At 71.5% G+C, this 15,028-nt stretch carries 15 protein-coding genes; 11 read left to right on the forward strand and 4 right to left on the reverse strand.

Going from position 1 to position 15,028, the window contains the following annotated elements; all coding sequences use genetic code 11:
* The first annotated feature begins 220 nt into the window (after window positions 1-220).
* The 5 genes from CDO52_RS19830 to CDO52_RS19845 all read left to right on the forward strand — a co-directional run bounded on the left by CDO52_RS19830 (window position 221) and on the right by CDO52_RS19845 (window position 5,157).
* A complete protein-coding gene (locus CDO52_RS19830; protein ID WP_232524257.1) occupies window positions 221-1,336 on the forward strand; it encodes a glycoside hydrolase family 15 protein in 1,116 nt (371 codons plus the stop codon).
* Window positions 1,333-1,542: a hypothetical protein gene (locus tag CDO52_RS28870; protein ID WP_232524258.1), complete on the forward strand. Its 210-nt coding sequence runs from the start codon at window positions 1,333-1,335 to the stop codon at window positions 1,540-1,542. Before CDO52_RS19830 ends, CDO52_RS28870 begins: the two co-directional genes overlap by 4 nt.
* A 65-nt stretch (window positions 1,543-1,607) precedes the next feature.
* Entirely contained in the window at window positions 1,608-3,017 is a 1,410-nt protein-coding gene (locus CDO52_RS19835) for an ABC transporter substrate-binding protein (RefSeq protein WP_017619290.1), read from the forward strand.
* 280 nt (window positions 3,018-3,297) lie between these two features.
* Window positions 3,298-4,266 carry a carbohydrate ABC transporter permease gene (locus CDO52_RS19840; protein WP_017619291.1) on the forward strand — a complete coding sequence of 323 codons (969 nt, stop codon included), beginning with the start codon at window positions 3,298-3,300 and terminating at the stop codon, window positions 4,264-4,266.
* Window positions 4,267-5,157: a carbohydrate ABC transporter permease gene (locus tag CDO52_RS19845; protein ID WP_017619292.1), complete on the forward strand. Its 891-nt coding sequence runs from the start codon at window positions 4,267-4,269 to the stop codon at window positions 5,155-5,157.
* 121 nt (window positions 5,158-5,278) lie between these two features.
* Here the strand turns inward: CDO52_RS19845 and CDO52_RS19850 are convergent, their stop codons facing one another.
* The 4 genes from CDO52_RS19850 to CDO52_RS19865 form a co-directional block, all read right to left on the reverse strand.
* The gene (locus CDO52_RS19850; protein ID WP_017619293.1) at window positions 5,279-6,094 is read right to left on the reverse strand and encodes an ABC transporter ATP-binding protein; all 816 of its coding nucleotides are present in this window, start codon (window positions 6,092-6,094) and stop codon (window positions 5,279-5,281) included.
* Window positions 6,095-6,160: 66 nt separating this feature from the next.
* Window positions 6,161-6,961: an ABC transporter permease gene (locus CDO52_RS19855; RefSeq protein ID WP_051060792.1), complete on the reverse strand. Its 801-nt coding sequence runs from the start codon at window positions 6,959-6,961 to the stop codon at window positions 6,161-6,163.
* Window positions 6,962-6,966: 5 nt separating this feature from the next.
* Window positions 6,967-7,779, reverse strand: coding sequence for an ABC transporter permease (locus tag CDO52_RS19860; protein ID WP_017619295.1), 813 nt, complete (start codon window positions 7,777-7,779; stop codon window positions 6,967-6,969).
* Window positions 7,776-8,726, reverse strand: a complete 951-nt coding sequence (locus tag CDO52_RS19865; protein ID WP_017619296.1) for an ABC transporter substrate-binding protein — start codon at window positions 8,724-8,726, stop codon at window positions 7,776-7,778. Before CDO52_RS19865 ends, CDO52_RS19860 begins: the two co-directional genes overlap by 4 nt.
* Before the next feature lie 565 nt (window positions 8,727-9,291).
* On the opposite strand from CDO52_RS19865, the gene CDO52_RS19870 reads away from it, so the two are divergent.
* From CDO52_RS19870 to pcaG, 6 genes are all read left to right on the forward strand, one after another.
* Window positions 9,292-10,095 (forward strand): IclR family transcriptional regulator domain-containing protein, encoded by an 804-nt coding sequence (locus tag CDO52_RS19870; protein ID WP_017619297.1) that lies wholly within the window; start codon window positions 9,292-9,294, stop codon window positions 10,093-10,095.
* A 209-nt stretch (window positions 10,096-10,304) separates the two neighbouring features.
* Window positions 10,305-11,138: a CoA transferase subunit A gene (locus tag CDO52_RS19875; RefSeq protein ID WP_017619298.1), complete on the forward strand. Its 834-nt coding sequence runs from the start codon at window positions 10,305-10,307 to the stop codon at window positions 11,136-11,138.
* 128 nt (window positions 11,139-11,266) lie between these two features.
* Window positions 11,267-11,986 (forward strand): 3-oxoadipate--succinyl-CoA transferase, encoded by a 720-nt coding sequence (locus CDO52_RS19880; RefSeq protein WP_033300646.1) that lies wholly within the window; start codon window positions 11,267-11,269, stop codon window positions 11,984-11,986.
* A 38-nt stretch (window positions 11,987-12,024) separates the two neighbouring features.
* A complete protein-coding gene (locus tag CDO52_RS19885; RefSeq protein WP_094932608.1) occupies window positions 12,025-13,215 on the forward strand; it encodes a thiolase family protein in 1,191 nt (396 codons plus the stop codon).
* Window positions 13,212-14,009 carry a protocatechuate 3,4-dioxygenase subunit beta gene (pcaH, locus tag CDO52_RS19890; RefSeq protein ID WP_083919919.1) on the forward strand — a complete coding sequence of 266 codons (798 nt, stop codon included), beginning with the start codon at window positions 13,212-13,214 and terminating at the stop codon, window positions 14,007-14,009. Before CDO52_RS19885 ends, pcaH begins: the two co-directional genes overlap by 4 nt.
* Entirely contained in the window at window positions 14,009-14,608 is a 600-nt protein-coding gene (gene pcaG, locus CDO52_RS19895; RefSeq protein ID WP_017619302.1) for a protocatechuate 3,4-dioxygenase subunit alpha, read from the forward strand. Before pcaH ends, pcaG begins: the two co-directional genes overlap by 1 nt.
* The last annotated feature ends 420 nt before the right edge of the window (window positions 14,609-15,028 follow it).

The following is a 15,028-nucleotide window of genomic DNA, read 5'->3' on the forward strand; positions in this document are numbered from 1 at the left end:
GCTTTGACGTTTCGGTCCGGCGGAGTCGGGGCGGTCCGCGCCGTCTCCGGGCCCACCGGACCTCCGTGACGTCGCCTTATGGGCCCTGGGCGCGGACGTGGGCGATCAGTCGGTGACGAGCGGCCGGACGGAATGGCCCGCGTGCGGGAGTCCACTTCGGCTCCGGCGGGCATGAAGGAGGCATGCCGCAGCGAGGGTGGCACGGAGTGAGGAGAAGGTGATGCCGGAGGCCGGACCGGAGGAGGCCGTCTCGGTCCTCGGCACGCGCGGGACCGCGTGGCGGCCCGAGACCCGGCTCTACTCCGATGGGGTGGTGATCGGTGCGGATGGTGCCCCGGTCATCGTTCCGCCGCGTTCGTCGGTGTCGCGGGTTCCGGGGACGGGGCTGCTGGAACCGGGCCGGCGGCTGCCCGGAGCCGCGGAGGCGACGCCGGAGGCCGTCGAACGCGAGCGCGCCTGGCTGGCCGCGGCCGATGTCCCGGGGCGCGGCTCCCCGTGGGAGGAGATGGCGCGCACCGCGCTGATCGATGTCCGCACGCTCCTGTACCCCCATGGGGCGCTGGTCGCCGCGGCCAGCCCCTACTGGCGCTATGTCTGGCCGCGCGACGCCGCCTTCTGTGCCGTGGCGCTGGCCCTGAGCGGGCGGCGCGCCGACGCGCTGCGGGTGCTGCGTTATGTCGCCGCGATCCGGGAGGCCGACGGCACCTGGCAGGCGCGCTACCTTCCTGACGGGTCCGGTCGGGTGCCCGACGACCGCGGCACCCAGCTGGACGGCATCGGCTGGACGCTGTGGGCGGCCTGGCTGCTGTGGCGCACCGCGTCCGTGTCGCCCGACGACGCGTCTGCGGCAACGGATGCGGAGGGGTGGGCGGACGTGTCGCCCGCGCTGTTGGGCGCGGCCGAGGCGCTCGACGCTGTGGTCGATGTGGGCACCGGGCTTCCCCGCCCCTCCCCGGACTACTGGGAGAAGGCGACCACCGACGTCACCCTGGGCACGGCCGCGCCTCTGCTGCTCGGCGCCCGTGCGGGTGCGGAGGTCCTGCGCGGGCTCGGCGCCCCCGATGCGGCCCGGCGGTGCGCGCGGGTCGCCTCCCGGCTGGGGCCGGGGATCGAGCGGCACTTCGCCCCCCACGGCTACCCGCGGCGCCGGGGCGGCGGACGGGACGCCGCGGTGGCGTTCCTGCTGCCGCCGTTCGCTCCCGCCGCTCCCCGCCCCGCGCCTCCTGGCACCGGACCCTGGCCGCGCTCCGGCTGTCCAACGGGGGCGTGCGTCCCGGGGAGGAGTGGACCGACACCGCGACCGCCTGGACCCCGCAACTGTCCCTGTTCGCAATGACCGCCGCCTGCCTGGGCGAACCGGCGCTTGCCGGGCGCCTGCTCGACTGGCTCGACGCGCACCGCACCCGGCTCGGCGCGCTGCCCGAGAAGGTCACCGACGACGGCCGCCCCGCCGCCGTCGCGCCCCTGGCGCTGACCGGAGCGAGCGTGCTCATCGCGCTGCACGCCCTCGACGGCCACGCCGTCCACATGCCACCCACCTGAAGGGAGCCGCGCGGCTCCCTTCGTGTCGCCGCACCGGAGGTGCCCATGTCCATGAGGAGGACGGGATGAGAAAGCACCCGTACCGACACCGCGCCCTGGCGGCCGGGAGCGCGGTGCTCCTCCTGCTGCTCGGGGCCGCCTGCGCGCCCGACGACGGGGGCGGCCAGGGCGCCGTCACCTTCTGGACCCCGCACGTCACCCCGGACCGGTTGGCCCAGCAGGAGGCCACGGCCGCGCGCTTCACCGAGGAGACCGGGATCGACGTCGACGTCGTGGCCATGGCGGCCGACGACCAGAACCAGGCCCTGGTCACCGGCGCGGCCTCCGGTGACGTGCCCGATGTGATCCTGCTGGCCCCCGACCAGGCGGCGGCCTGGACCGCGCAGGGGCTGCTGGACACCGACACCGCCGGCGCGGTCATCGCCGAGCTGGGCCGCGACACGTTCAGCGACCACGCGCTGGACATGGTCACCACCGACGGCGCGCCCGCCGCGGTGCCCAGCGACGGCTGGGGGCAGGTCCTCGTCTACCGCACCGACATGTTCGAGGCCGCCGGGCTGGAGCCTCCGCGCACCATCGAGGACATCGCCGACGCCGCCGAACAGCTCTCCTCCGACGGCGTCGCCGGGATCGTGCTCGGCACCAAGCCCGGCGACCCCTTCACCACCCAGACCCTGGAGGCGCTGCTGCTGGGCGGGGGCTGCGACCTGGTGGACGACGCGGGCGAGGTCGCGCTGGACGCCCCGGAGTGCGCCCGTGCCCTGGACGCCTACGCCCGGATGGCCGACGCGTCGGTCGGCGGCGACCAGGACGTGGAGACCACCCGCGCCGCCTACCTCTCCGGTCGCAGCGCCATGCTCTTCTGGGGGTCGCACATCTTCGACGAGCTCGCCGGGCTCGCCCCGGACTTCCCGCCCACGTGCCAGGAGTGTGCGGACGACCCGGCGTTCCTGGCGGCCAACAGCGGCGTGGTCACCGGTCTGCTTCCGCCCGGTGCCGACGGGTCGCGTGACCCCGACGAGGCGCGGCAGTACGGCCTCACCCTCAACCTGGGTGTGCCGCGCGGCGCCGATACAGAGTCGGCGCGGAAGTTCATCGAGTTCCTCCTGAGCGACGGGTACATGGACACGCTGGCGGTCTCCCCCGAGGGCCGCATCCCCGTCCGGATGGGCACGGCCGAGGACCCCACGGCGTTCGCCGACGCCTGGGCGTCGCTTCCCGCGGGAGAGGACGAGGACGCGCGCCGCCCCCTGTCCGACTTCTACGACCAGGCCACGATGAGCAGCATCGTCCAGGGCGCGCAGAGCTTCCAGAGGTGGGGCTACGGCACCGAGCACGCGGCGTTCGCGGGCGCGCTGGCCGCACAGAACACCCTCAGCCGGGAGCTCGGCCCGCTGTTCGACGGAGCCGACCCCAATGACGTGGCACGACGGATGGGCGAAGCTGCCCGCGACGTCCAGGCCGACGTCGATTGAACCCTCCCCCTCGTGAACGAGGGGGATTCCCGGCTCACGCCGCTCGGCCGCTCAACGAACGGTCGAGTCCTACGCGATCAGCGCCGACCGGGTTGGAACCAGTCCGGTTTCCCCAACGATTGGAGGTTGCTGTGCTGGCTTGGCTCTCGCTCAGCACACCCCGAATCTGTCACTCGCCGTATCGCTTTGACCGCGGATCGGCAATTATCGATCCGTTGTGCTGGAGCCCCGTTCCTCTGCCCGGCCTGAAGTCCGGGACACCCTCGGGAAGGAACACCAGGTGAGCGGGCGCGGGCTCGCGGCCGCCCGCACGGGCTTCGGCTCCCGCCGCCCGCGCACGCGGCGGGAGCGGGAAGAGCTGCACGGGCGACTGCTGGTGGCGCCGACGCTGCTGGTGGTCGGCGCCGTGGTGCTCTTCCCGTTCCTGGCGGGATTCGTGCTGTCGCTGCAGGACATGCGGCTCATCGACATCCGCTTCTTCTCCCCCGCCGACCTGGAGATCACCTTCGACAACTTCGACCGGGTGCTCTCCAGCGCGGGGTTCTGGGCCGCCGCGCGCACTACCGTCGTCTACGCGACGGTGACCACGGTCGGTTCGCTGCTCGCCGGGCTCGTCGTCGCGCTGGCCCTGCGCCGCCCTTTCCGGGGCCGCGGCGCCGTGCGGGGGCTGCTGCTCGTCCCCTATGTTCTGCCGGTCGTGGCGGCCACGACGATCTGGACGACCCTGCTCAACCCGCAGTACGGCGCGGTCAACGAGATCGGTCGGCGCGTGCTGGGCTGGAGCGCGCCGATCAACTTCCTCACTACCTACGACATCGACATCGGCGGCCTGCCCGTGCCCGTCGCGCTCAGTGTCGTGATCGCCTTCGAGGTCTGGAAGTCGTTCCCGCTGGCGTTCCTCTTCATCACCGCGCGGCTGCAGGCGGTACCGCGCGACCTGGAAGAGGCCGCCGTCGTCGATGGCGCCTCCCCCACCCAGGTGTTCCGCCACGTGCTGCTACCCCAGCTCACCGGGGTCCTGGCGCTGCTGGGCCTGCTCCGGTTCATCTGGTCGTTCCAGAACTTCACCGATGTCTACCTGCTGACCGGCGGTGCGGGCGGCACCGAGGTGGTCGCGGTGCGGGTGTACGAGGAGCTGGTGACCCGGGCGAACATCGGCACGGCCTCAGCCCTGGGCGTGCTGATGACGCTCGCGCTGGCCGGGCTGCTCGTGCTCTACCTGCGGATGGTGCGGAAGGGGCAGGTGTAGATGGCCGAGCGACACAGACGACGCCCGCGGCTGGACCGGCACGCGGTGGAATCCCGCCTGCTGGCGGCTCTGCGGATCGTGGTGATCGTCGGTGCCATCGCCGCGGCGGCGGGTCCGCTGCTTTATGGCGCGGTTCTGTCGGTGCGGCCGTTCACCGAGATCATCTCCGCCCCGCTGGCACTCCCCCGGCCAGGCGAGGTGGACGTGAGCTCCTATGGCCGGGCCCTGGCCGATGAGTCCGCGGGCGGGTTCGGGCTGGCCCGGTTCATGCGCACCTCGCTACTGGTGTCGGTGTGGACCATGCTGCTCACCGTGGTCTGCAGCGTCCTGGGCGCCTACGCGGCGGTGCGGCTGCGATTCTTCGGCCGCGACACCGTCAACGGGTTCTTCCTCGCCGTGTACCTGTTTCCCGGGATCGTGCTCGCGGTACCGCTGTTCGTGCTGTTCAGCCGCATCGGCCTCACCGGTTCGCTGGTGGGGCTGGTGATCATCTACATGGCCCAGACGATCCCGGTGTCGCTGTACATGCTCCGCGGCTATTTCCAGGCGGTTCCGGTCAGCGTGGAGGAGGCCGCGGAGGTCGACGGCTGCAACCGGCTGCAGGTGATCACGCGGGTGGTGCTCCCGATGGCACTGCCCGGGGTCGCCGCGACCGGGCTGTACGTGTTCATGATCGCGTGGAACGAATTCCTGTTCGCGCTGCTCTTCCTCGTCGACGACCGGGAGCGGTGGACGGTGTCGCTGGGTATCGCGCGTCTCGCCGACTTCGCGATCCCCGCCCCGGTACTGATGGCCGGGTCGATCGCGATCACCGTCCCGGTCGTGATCGGCTTCCTGCTCGCCCAGCGGCTGCTGGTCTCGGGGCTGACGGCCGGGGCCGAGAAGGGGTGAGTGGCCGATCGACGCGAACGCCGTGGGGAGTGGGGACGATGGGCTGGAGCGAGCAGGGGACCGGTCGGCGCCCGTGCCAGGTAAATGGGCGCCGACCGGTCGGTCGGCCGTGGCCGACGACTCAGGCGTCGGCCGTCGCCGGGTTCGGCGCCGGTCCACGCTCGTCGGCAGGGCCGCGCTTGGCGTTCTGGATCTGGTTGTAGACCCGTGCGCGCAGTTCGGCGAAGCGCGACTGGGACCGCGTGGTGAGCTGGTCGCGCTCGTCGGGCAGGTCGATGGCCACGTCGTCCTGGATCACCGTCGGCGAGGACGAGAGCACCAGCACGCGCTGGCCGAGGTAGACCGCCTCGTCGATGTCGTGCGTGACGAACAGGACGGTGATGGAGAACTTGTGCCACAGGTCGCGGATCAGGTCCTCCAGGTCGGCCCTGGTCTGCGCGTCCACGGCGGCGAAGGGCTCGTCCATGAGCAGCACGCGCGGCTCATAGGCGATGGCCCGGGCGATCGCGACGCGCTGCTGCATGCCGCCGGAGAGCTGCCAGGGGTAGGACGACGCGAAGTCGGACAGTCCCACGGCCTCCAGCGACTCGCGCACCAGCTTGCGCCGCCGCGCCCGGGACAGCTTCTTCTCCTTGAGCGGGAGTTCGATGTTGTCCCGCACGCTCATCCACGGGAACAGGCTGCGGCCGTACTCCTGGAAGACGACGGCCATGTCCCGCGGCGGGCCGGTGACCTTGTTCCCGGCGAGCTCGACGCTGCCGGAGGTCGGGGCCATGAGCCCGGAGATGCACTTGAGCAGCGTGGTCTTGCCGCAGCCCGAGGGGCCGACGAGGCAGGCCAGCTCGCCCTCGCCGAGCCGGAACGTGAGGTCGCGGACGGCTTCGACCTCGCGGTCCTCACCCCGGTAGATCTTCTGCAGCCGGGTCACCTCAAGCATTGCGACCACTCCTTGCCAGGCCGTTGGGGTATGGGGGTGCGGGGAAGGGATGGGGCGTTCATCGGCTCACTCCCCGCGGCTCGCGGCGCGCACGCCGTGGTACCAGCCCAGGACGTAGCGCTCCACCAGGCCGAAGAGCACCGACAGGACGAAGCCGATCAGCCCCAGCAGCACGATGCCGCTCCACATCTCGGGGATGGCGAAGCTCCGCTGGAACTGCACGATGGTGAAGCCCAGGCCGCTGGAGCTGGCGAACATCTCGCTGATGACCATCAGGATGATCGCGATGGACAGCCCCTGGCGCAGGCCCGCCATGATCTGCGGGCTGGCCGAGCGCAGCACGAGGGTGGTGAGCCACCTCGGGCCGCGGATGCCGTAGCACCGGCAGGTGTCCGACAGCACCGGGTCGACCGCGCGCACGCCCTCGATGGTGTTGAGCAGGATCGGCCACACGCATCCGGACACGATGACCGCGAGCTTCATGGGGGTGTTCACGCCGACGAGCAGCATCAGCAGCGGCACGAGGACCGGCGGCGGGACGGCCCGGAAGAACTCCAGGACCGGCTCAGTCACCGCGCGGGCGCGGGGCGACAGGCCCAGGACCGCGCCGAGGCCGACGCCGAGGACCGCCGCCAGGGCGAATCCGAGCAGCAGGCGGCCGATGCTGGGCAGCACGTCGACGAAGAAGCGGTCGGAGAACCACACCTCGCCGAACGTCGTCGCGATGACGTCGGGGGTTGGCGTGTAGTAGTTGCCGGAGGCGGCGCTGCCGACCCACCACAGCGCGATGAGCAGCGCCGGCAGCAGGAGGAGCTGAACGAGGCGGGCCAGCACCCGCCCGGGTCGACCGGCGGCCGATGTTCGCATGGTCGTCACAGGACCTCCCCCCGTACCGATGAGTGCCAGCGCAGCGCGCGCCGCTCCAGCGCGCGGATGCCCACGTTGACGAGGACGCCGAGCGCACCAGTAGCGACGATCAGCGCGTAGACCTCGACGATGGCTCCGCTGGACCGGGCCACGGCGATCTCCTGGCCGAGGCCGGGGCTGCCGATGACCAGCTGCGCGGTGACCGTGAGGACCAGCGCGACGGCGGCGCCGAGCCGCAGTCCGGTCATCAGGTAGGGCAGCGCCGAGGGCCACACGACGTAGCGGATCCGGGCCAGGCGGCCGAGCCCGTAGCAGCGCGCGGTCTGCTCAGCGACGGGGTCGACGTCGGCGACCCCGTAGAGCACCTGGATGTAGATCTGCCAGAACGCGGCGTAGACGACCAGCAGCAGGGTTGAGCGGATGTCCGTGCCGTAGAGCAGGATCGCCAGCGGGATCAGCGCGACGGACGGGATGGGGCGGAGGAACTCCACCGTGGAGGTGGTGAAGGCGCGCACGCGCGGCGCGGAGCCGATGAGGAAGCCGAGGACGGCGGCCGCCGCGAAGGCGATCGCCAGCCCCAGCGCCCACGCGGCGAGGGTGTCGCCCACCGCGGTCCAGAACGCCGCACTGCCGAGCCGTCCGGCCAGGGCGCCCGCGACCTCGGAGGCCGGGGGAAGGTAGGCGGGCCGCGCCGCCCCGATGCGGGGCAGCGCCTCCCACAGCACGATCAGTCCGGCGACACCGGCGGCGCCCAGCAGGGCCCGGTTCGCGCCCGCACCAAGGGTGGCGTCGGGTGAGGTTGTTGCGGTTCGGGTCACTGGTAGAGCTCGTCCAGCTTCGGCTCGTTCTCGATCAGGCCGTCCTTCTGCATCAGGTCACCGAGCACCTTGGCGGACTCGGTGTCCTTCTGGGAGGGGTAGTTGGGCAGCCGGATCTCCTCGATGAGGTTCTGGTCCATCTTGGTGTAGGTGGTGAGGATGCGGCGCACCTCTTCGGGGTGGCTCTGGGCGTAGGACTGCGACTCCGACATGGCCGTGGTGAACGACTTGGCGACCTCCGGGTTCTCGGAGAGGAACTTCTCGGAGGTGAAGTAGACGGCCACGGAGAGCGACTCGTGGGTGTCGACGAAGTTGGACGCGACCTCGGTGGCGCCGTCGTCGAGGGCCATGGTGAGGAAGGGTTCGACCACCCAGGCGGCGTCGACCTGCTTCTTCTCCACCGCGGCGGGCATGTCCGGGAAGGCCATCTCGACGAACTCGATGTCGTCGGGGTTGCCCCCGTCCTTGCGCACGGAGTTGCGGACGGTGGTGTCGCCGATGTTCTTCAGCGTGTTCACCGCGACCTTCTTGCCCGCGAGGTCCTTGGCGCTGGTGATGGGGCTGCCCTCGGGCACCACGACCGCGCCGAAGTCGCCCTTCTGCTTGCCGGTGCTGGCCACGGCGTTGTTGATGACCTTCAGCGGAAGGCCCTTCTCCCGGGCGACGATCAGGGAGGTCACGTTGCTGAAGGCGATGTCGAAGTCGCCGCTGACGACACCGGGGATCGCCTCGGCGCCGCCCTGGACGTTGGTGATGTCGAGCTTGATCCCGAGATCCTCGAAGTAGCCCTGGTCAATCCCGAGGTGGAGGGCCGCTGTGTCGACGACCGGCATGGAGCCGATCTTCAGCGTGGTGACTCCGTCTTTCTCCGCGGCATCACCCCCTCCGCAGGCCGTGGTCGCGAGCAGCGCCGCGACTCCGGTCAGAGCGAGGATCTTTCGACGCATCGGGGTCTCCTGAAATAAGGGAACGTGGGGATGGGCCGGGATACAAGATGATCGGCGGGATCTTGCCCCTCGGTCTGGCTCCCGGTGGGCGCGGACCGAAGCGTTCGCAGCACCCCGAAATGTCGTTCATGTGCGCCTTGCGAACTGGCGTTCTCGTCGCGAACGTAGAGGATTACCATTATGTCGTCAACCCAACACTTCGGGTTGAAACGGACACCCGACCTGCCGTAAATCCACCGCGAAAAGGGGGCCAATGGATGGGATGGCAGGATGACCTGTCCTCCATGTCGGCGCTGACCGGCGCGACCTTCCTGATCGTCGCACATCCGCGGGCGTCGCCACCGCCCTGCGGGGGCGATATCGGCCGCAGTCCGATGAGACGAGGCCAACACTGTGACCGCCGCCTCGCGGCTGCTCCGCGGCCGTTTCCGACCTGGGACGATCGTCCCACGCAACGCGGAGCGAAGCCGTACGGACACCCTGTTCGGTATGAGAACATCGCTGAACACCCCCTGCTGCGCGGCCGATGCCGCGGCGATGTCACGTGAATCAGGAGCAGTCGACGATGACCACCGGAGCGACCCCGGAAGAGCCGAAGGCCCGCGGCGCGCACTACGTGCAGTCGCTGGATCGGGGCCTGGCCGTCATCCGGGCGTTCTCCGCGCAGACCCCGGCGATGACGCTGAGTGAGGTCGCCCGGGCGACCGGGCTGACCCGGGCGGCGGCCCGCCGCTTCCTGCTCACCCTGTCCGACCTCGGCTACATCCGCAGCGACGGGCGGATGTTCCGGCTCACCCCGCGCGTCCTGGAGCTCGGCTACGCCTACCTCTCCTCGGCCGACCTGCCCGAGGTCGCCCAACCCCACCTGGAGCGGCTGGCCGCCGAGGTGCACGAATCGTCCTCGCTGTCGATCCTCGACGGCGACGACGTGGTCTACATCGCCCGCGCGGCCACGTCGCGGATCATGACGGTGTCGATCAACGTCGGCACCCGCTTCCCCGCCTACGCCACCTCGATGGGCCGGGTCCTGCTGGCCGGGCGCCCGCCCGCCGAGCTGGAGGCCTACCTGGAGCGGGTACACCTGGGCCCGCTCACCGCCCGCACCATCTCCTCGGCCGACCGGCTGCGCTCCGAGCTGGAGAAGATCCGCTGCCAGGGCTGGGCCGTGGTGGACCAGGAGCTGGAAGAGGGGCTGCGCGCGGTGGCCGCGCCGATCCGGGACCGCCAGGGCCACGTGATCGCGGCCACCAACGTCTCGGCGCACGCCAGCCGCAGGTCGGCCGAGGATGTGCGGCGCGACCTCCTGCCGCCCCTGCTGGCCACGGCGGCCCGCATCGAGGCGGACCTGGAGATCGCGTCCCGCGGCTGACCTCCGTCGGCCGGTCCCCTCACCGCGGGTAACGCCCCCTCTTTCGCCCCCCATCTCCCCCCATCGCGCTGTCGCGGCGCCGACCTGCGTCTTCGCGGCCCTGTGCCCATACGCAGGGTTGACCAGCCGTGCACGCGGCGCTAACGTCTGCCCCAGGATGTTCGCCTTATGAACATCCATTCGCAATACGAACAGGAGATGGTGAGCACATGATCCTGCCGCTGGACGAAGGGATCCGTGAGCTCGTCCACGACGGGGACACCGTCGCCCTCGAAGGCTTCACCCACCTCATCCCGGTCGCCGCGGGCCACGAGATCATCCGTCAGGGCCTGCGTGACCTCACGCTGGTGCGGATGACCCCGGACATCGTCTACGACCAGATGATCGGCGCCGGATGCGCGCGCAAGCTGGTGTTCTCCTGGGGCGGCAACCCGGGCGTGGGCTCGCTGCACCGCTTCCGCGACGCCGTACAGAATGGGTGGCCGGTCCCGCTGGAGATCGAGGAGCACAGCCACGCGGGCATGGCCAACCGCTACGTCGCCGGTGCCTCCGGGCTGCCCTTCGCGGTACTGCGCGGCTACCTCGGCACCGACCTGGTCGGGCGGACAGGCGGGATCGCCGCCATCGACTGCCCGTTCACCGGCGAGACGCTCACCGCCGTCCCCGCGCTCACCCCCGACGTCGCTATCGTGCACGCGCAGCGGGCCGACCGCGCGGGCAACGTCCAGCTGTGGGGGATCACCGGGGTACAGAAGGAGGCCGTGCTCGCCGCCCGGCGCTCGCTGGTCACCGTGGAGGAGATCGTCGACGAGCTCACACCCGTGCCCGACCAGGTGCTGCTGCCCGCGCGCGTGGTGACCGCCGTCGCCGAGGTTCCGGGCGGGGCCGCCCCGTCGTACGCGCACGGGTACTACGCCCGCGACAACGCCGCCTACCAGGCCTGGGACGCCATCGGCCGGGACCGGGAGCGCTTCACCCAGTGGCTCGACGACGACCTGCCCGGCGCGCGTCCCGCCGGCCGGAAAGAGCAGGTGAACTCGTGACTCAGGACACCACGGAACGCGGCGCCGCGACGCGGAACGCGGCGGAATCGCCGGAGGCGGGGGGACCGCGGGCGAGCGCGGAGCAGGGCACGGCCACGGCGCACGCGACCTACACCGCGGACGAGATCATGACGGTCACCGCGGCGCGCACCCTCACCTCCGCCATGGCCTGCTTCGTCGGCATCGGCCTGCCCAGTACCGCCGCCAACCTCGCCCGGCGCACCCACGCGCCCGGCCTGTGGATGATCTACGAGTCGGGGACGCTCGGCGCCGCGCCGGACACGCTCCCGCTGTCCATCGGCGACGGCATCCTCGCCGAGACCGCCGACAGCGTCGTGTCCGTGCCGGAGATCTTCAACTACTGGCTGCAGCCCGGACGCATCGACGTCGGTTTCCTGGGGGCCGCGCAGATCGACCGCTACGGCAACATCAACACCACCGTCATCGGCGACTACACCGACCCCGCGGTGCGGCTGCCGGGCGCCGGAGGAGCCCCGGAGATCGCCGCCTCCTGCCGCGAGGTGGTGGTCATCGTCCGGCAGAGCCGCCGCACGTTCGTCGAGTCCGTCGACTTCGTCACCTCGGTCGGCCACGGCCGGGGCCCGGGCGATCGGGAGCGCCTCGGTCTGCGCGGCGCCGGACCCACCCGCGTCATCACCGACCTGGGCGTCCTCGAACCCGACCCCGACACCCGAGAACTCACCCTGGCGAGCGTCCACCCCGGCGTCGCCCTCGACGACGTGCACGCCGCCACCGGCTGGGACCTGGCCGTCTCCCCCGACCTCACCACGACACCCGAGCCCCGGCCTGCGGAGCTGGCGGCGCTGCGCGACCTCACGCGATCCTAGGCGCGGCACACCTCACCCCTCGGGAGGATGGAGACCTCATGACCGACGCGTTCGTCCTCGACGCGGTGCGCACCCCGTTCGGCAAGTACGGTGGCGCGCTCGCCGCGACCCGCCCCGACGACCTCGCCGCCCACGCCATCGGCGGCCTGCTGGAACGTGCGCCCGGCCTCGACCCGGCCGCGGTCGAGGACGTCTACCTCGGCGACGCCAACGGCGCCGGGGAGGACAACCGCAACGTGGCGCGCATGGCCGCGCTGCTCGCCGGGCTGCCCACGTCGGTGCCTGGTGCGACCCTGAACCGGCTGTGCGGCTCCGGCCTGGAGGCCGTCATCGCCGCCAACCGCGCGGTGGCCGTCGGCGACGCGTCGCTGATCGTGGCCGGAGGCGTGGAGTCGATGAGCCGCGCACCCTGGGTGCTGCCCAAGCCCGCCAAGGGCTTCCCGGCGGGCCACGAGACGCTGTACTCGACCACGCTGGGCTGGCGGATGGTCAACCCGCGGATGCCCGAGGAGTGGACCGCGTCGCTGGGCGAGTCCACCGAGCAGATCGCCGAGCTGCACGGCATCGGCCGCGCCGAGCAGGACGCGTTCGCCCTGCGCAGCCACTCCGCCGCCGCGGCCGCCTGGGCCAAGGGCGTCTTCGACGCCGAGGTCGTGCCGGTGCCGGGGGTGGAGTTGGCACGCGACGAGAGCATCCGGGAGACGTCGGAGGAGAAGCTCGCCGGGCTCAAGCCGGCGTTCCGGACCGACGGCACCATCACCGCGGGCAACGCCTCGCCGCTCAACGACGGCGCCGCCGCCCTGCTGATCGGCGACGCGGCGGCCGCCGAGGCCACGGGGATCACGCCGCTGGCGCGCATCGTGTCGCGGGGTGTGGTCGGGGTCGACCCGCACCGCTTCGGCGTCGGTCCGGTGGAGGCGGCGGAGATCGCGCTGCGCCGCGCCGGGATCGGGTGGGGCGACCTGTCCGCGGTGGAGCTGAACGAGGCGTTCGCCGCTCAGGCCCTGGCCTGCCTGAAACTCTGGCCCGAGCTGGACCCGGACATCGTCAACCCGAACGGCGGCGCCATCGCGATCGGCCACCCGCTCGGCGCTTCCGGGGCGCGGATCCTGGGGACGCTCGCCCACGAGCTGCGCCGACGCGGCGGCGGCTGGGGACTGGCCGCGATCTGCATCGGCGTCGGGCAGGGGCTCGCCGTCGTGCTGCACGCAGAGGAGGACAACCGATGACATCCGAAGCAGCCGCTTCATCCGGGCCGTCCGGCGGCCGTCCGGCCGAGGGAAGAGCCGGAGCGGGCGGTGGGGGTGGTGTGCAGGTACCCGGCTACGTCCGGGACCACGGCGTCCATCCCCCGCTCGACTACCCGGGGTACCGAAGCACCGCGCTGCGGCACCCCAGCCGCACGCTGAAGCTGCTTCCGCACATGCTGACCGAGATCACCGGGCCGGTCCTGGGCGAGGACCGCATCTGCGAACTCGACCACGACCTGACCCGCCAGCACGACGGCGAGCCGCAGGGCCAGCGGATCATCGTGCACGGGCAGGTGCGCGACAGCGACGGCCGCCCGGTGCCGCACTCGCTGATCGAGATCTGGCAGGCCAACGCGGGCGGCCGGTACCGGCACGTGATGGACAACTGGCCGTGCCCGCTGGACCCGAACTTCACCGGCGTGGGCCGCACCCTGACCGACGCCGAGGGACGCTACCGGTTCGTCACCATCCAGCCCGGCGCCTACCCGTGGAAGAACCACGACAACGCCTGGCGGCCCGCGCACATCCACTTCTCCCTGTTCGGGCGGGCCTTCACGCAGCGGCTGGTCACGCAGATGTACTTCCCGGGCGACCCGCTGTTCTTCCAGGACCCGATGTGGAACTCGATCCCGGATGAGAAGGCGCGCGAGCGGCTGGTGGCGCGCTTCGACTACGCCAACACCGTGCCCGAGTGGGCGCTGGCCTACGAGTGGGACATCGTCCTGCGCGGGCGCGAGGCCACCGTCTTCGAGTCGGAGGAGGACGAGGACTGATGGAGCGGAGCACACCGGAGGCCGCCACCGCGCTGCCGGTTCCCACGACACCGTCCCAGACGGTCGGCCCGTACCTGCACATCGGCCTGCCCTGGCCGGACGGCCCGTTCGCTGTCGCGGAGGGCACGGCCGCAGGAATCTGGATCCGCGGCACCGTGTACGACGGCGCGGGTGAACCGGTCACCGACGCGCTGGTCGAGACCTGGCAGGCGGACCCGGACGGCCGCTTCGACCATCCCGACGACCCGCGCGGCCCGGTGGCCCGCCCCGGGTTCCGCGGGTTCGGCCGCTGCCCGACGGACGGCAACGGCGAGTACGCGATCTTCACCCTCAAGCCGGGGCCTGTTCCCGGACTGAGCGGACCGCAGGCCCCGCACATCGACGTGTCGGTGTTCGCGCGCGGCATGCTGCACCGCACGGTCACGCGCGTCTATTTCCCCGATGAGGTCGAGGCGAACGCCACCGACCCCGTGCTGGCCGAGATCGACGACCCGGCGGCGCGCTCCACCCTCATCGCGCGGGCGGATGCGGAGGGGGGCGGCTACCGCTTCGACATCCGGCTGCAGGGGGAGGACGCGACCGTCTTCTTCGACATCTAGGAGGGGAAGGGTGCTTGGGTCTGCTGGGCGGCCTTGTCGGCAGTCGGCTCCTCCGATGTTCTGTGGTGAAAGGCGGCACCGAGGGCGGTGGGGGCTTGGGGGCGCCGTGGTCGTCCAGCGGCGTCGAGAGGGTGACCCGAGGCGGGAAAACGCTCTCTGTGTGCCCGCTATGTCCGCGCCTCTGTTGATCTCGGGAAAGTGCGCCAAATTCCAGCGGTTTTTTGGCGCACTTTCCCGAGATCAACGAACCCACCCTGCGCCGACCAGGGCAAACAGGGCAAAGCGCCCGCCTCGCCGCGCCACCGCGGCCCCTCCGCCCTCGGTGCCGCTTTTCACCCAAGAACACCGGAAAGACGAAATCCGACAAGGCCGCCCAGCAGACCCTTGCTCCCAGCCCCGTTCCGTCGATGACAAAGGGGC

The sequence above is a fragment of the Nocardiopsis gilva YIM 90087 genome (assembly GCF_002263495.1).
Lineage (GTDB): Bacteria > Actinomycetota > Actinomycetes > Streptosporangiales > Streptosporangiaceae > Nocardiopsis_C > Nocardiopsis_C gilva.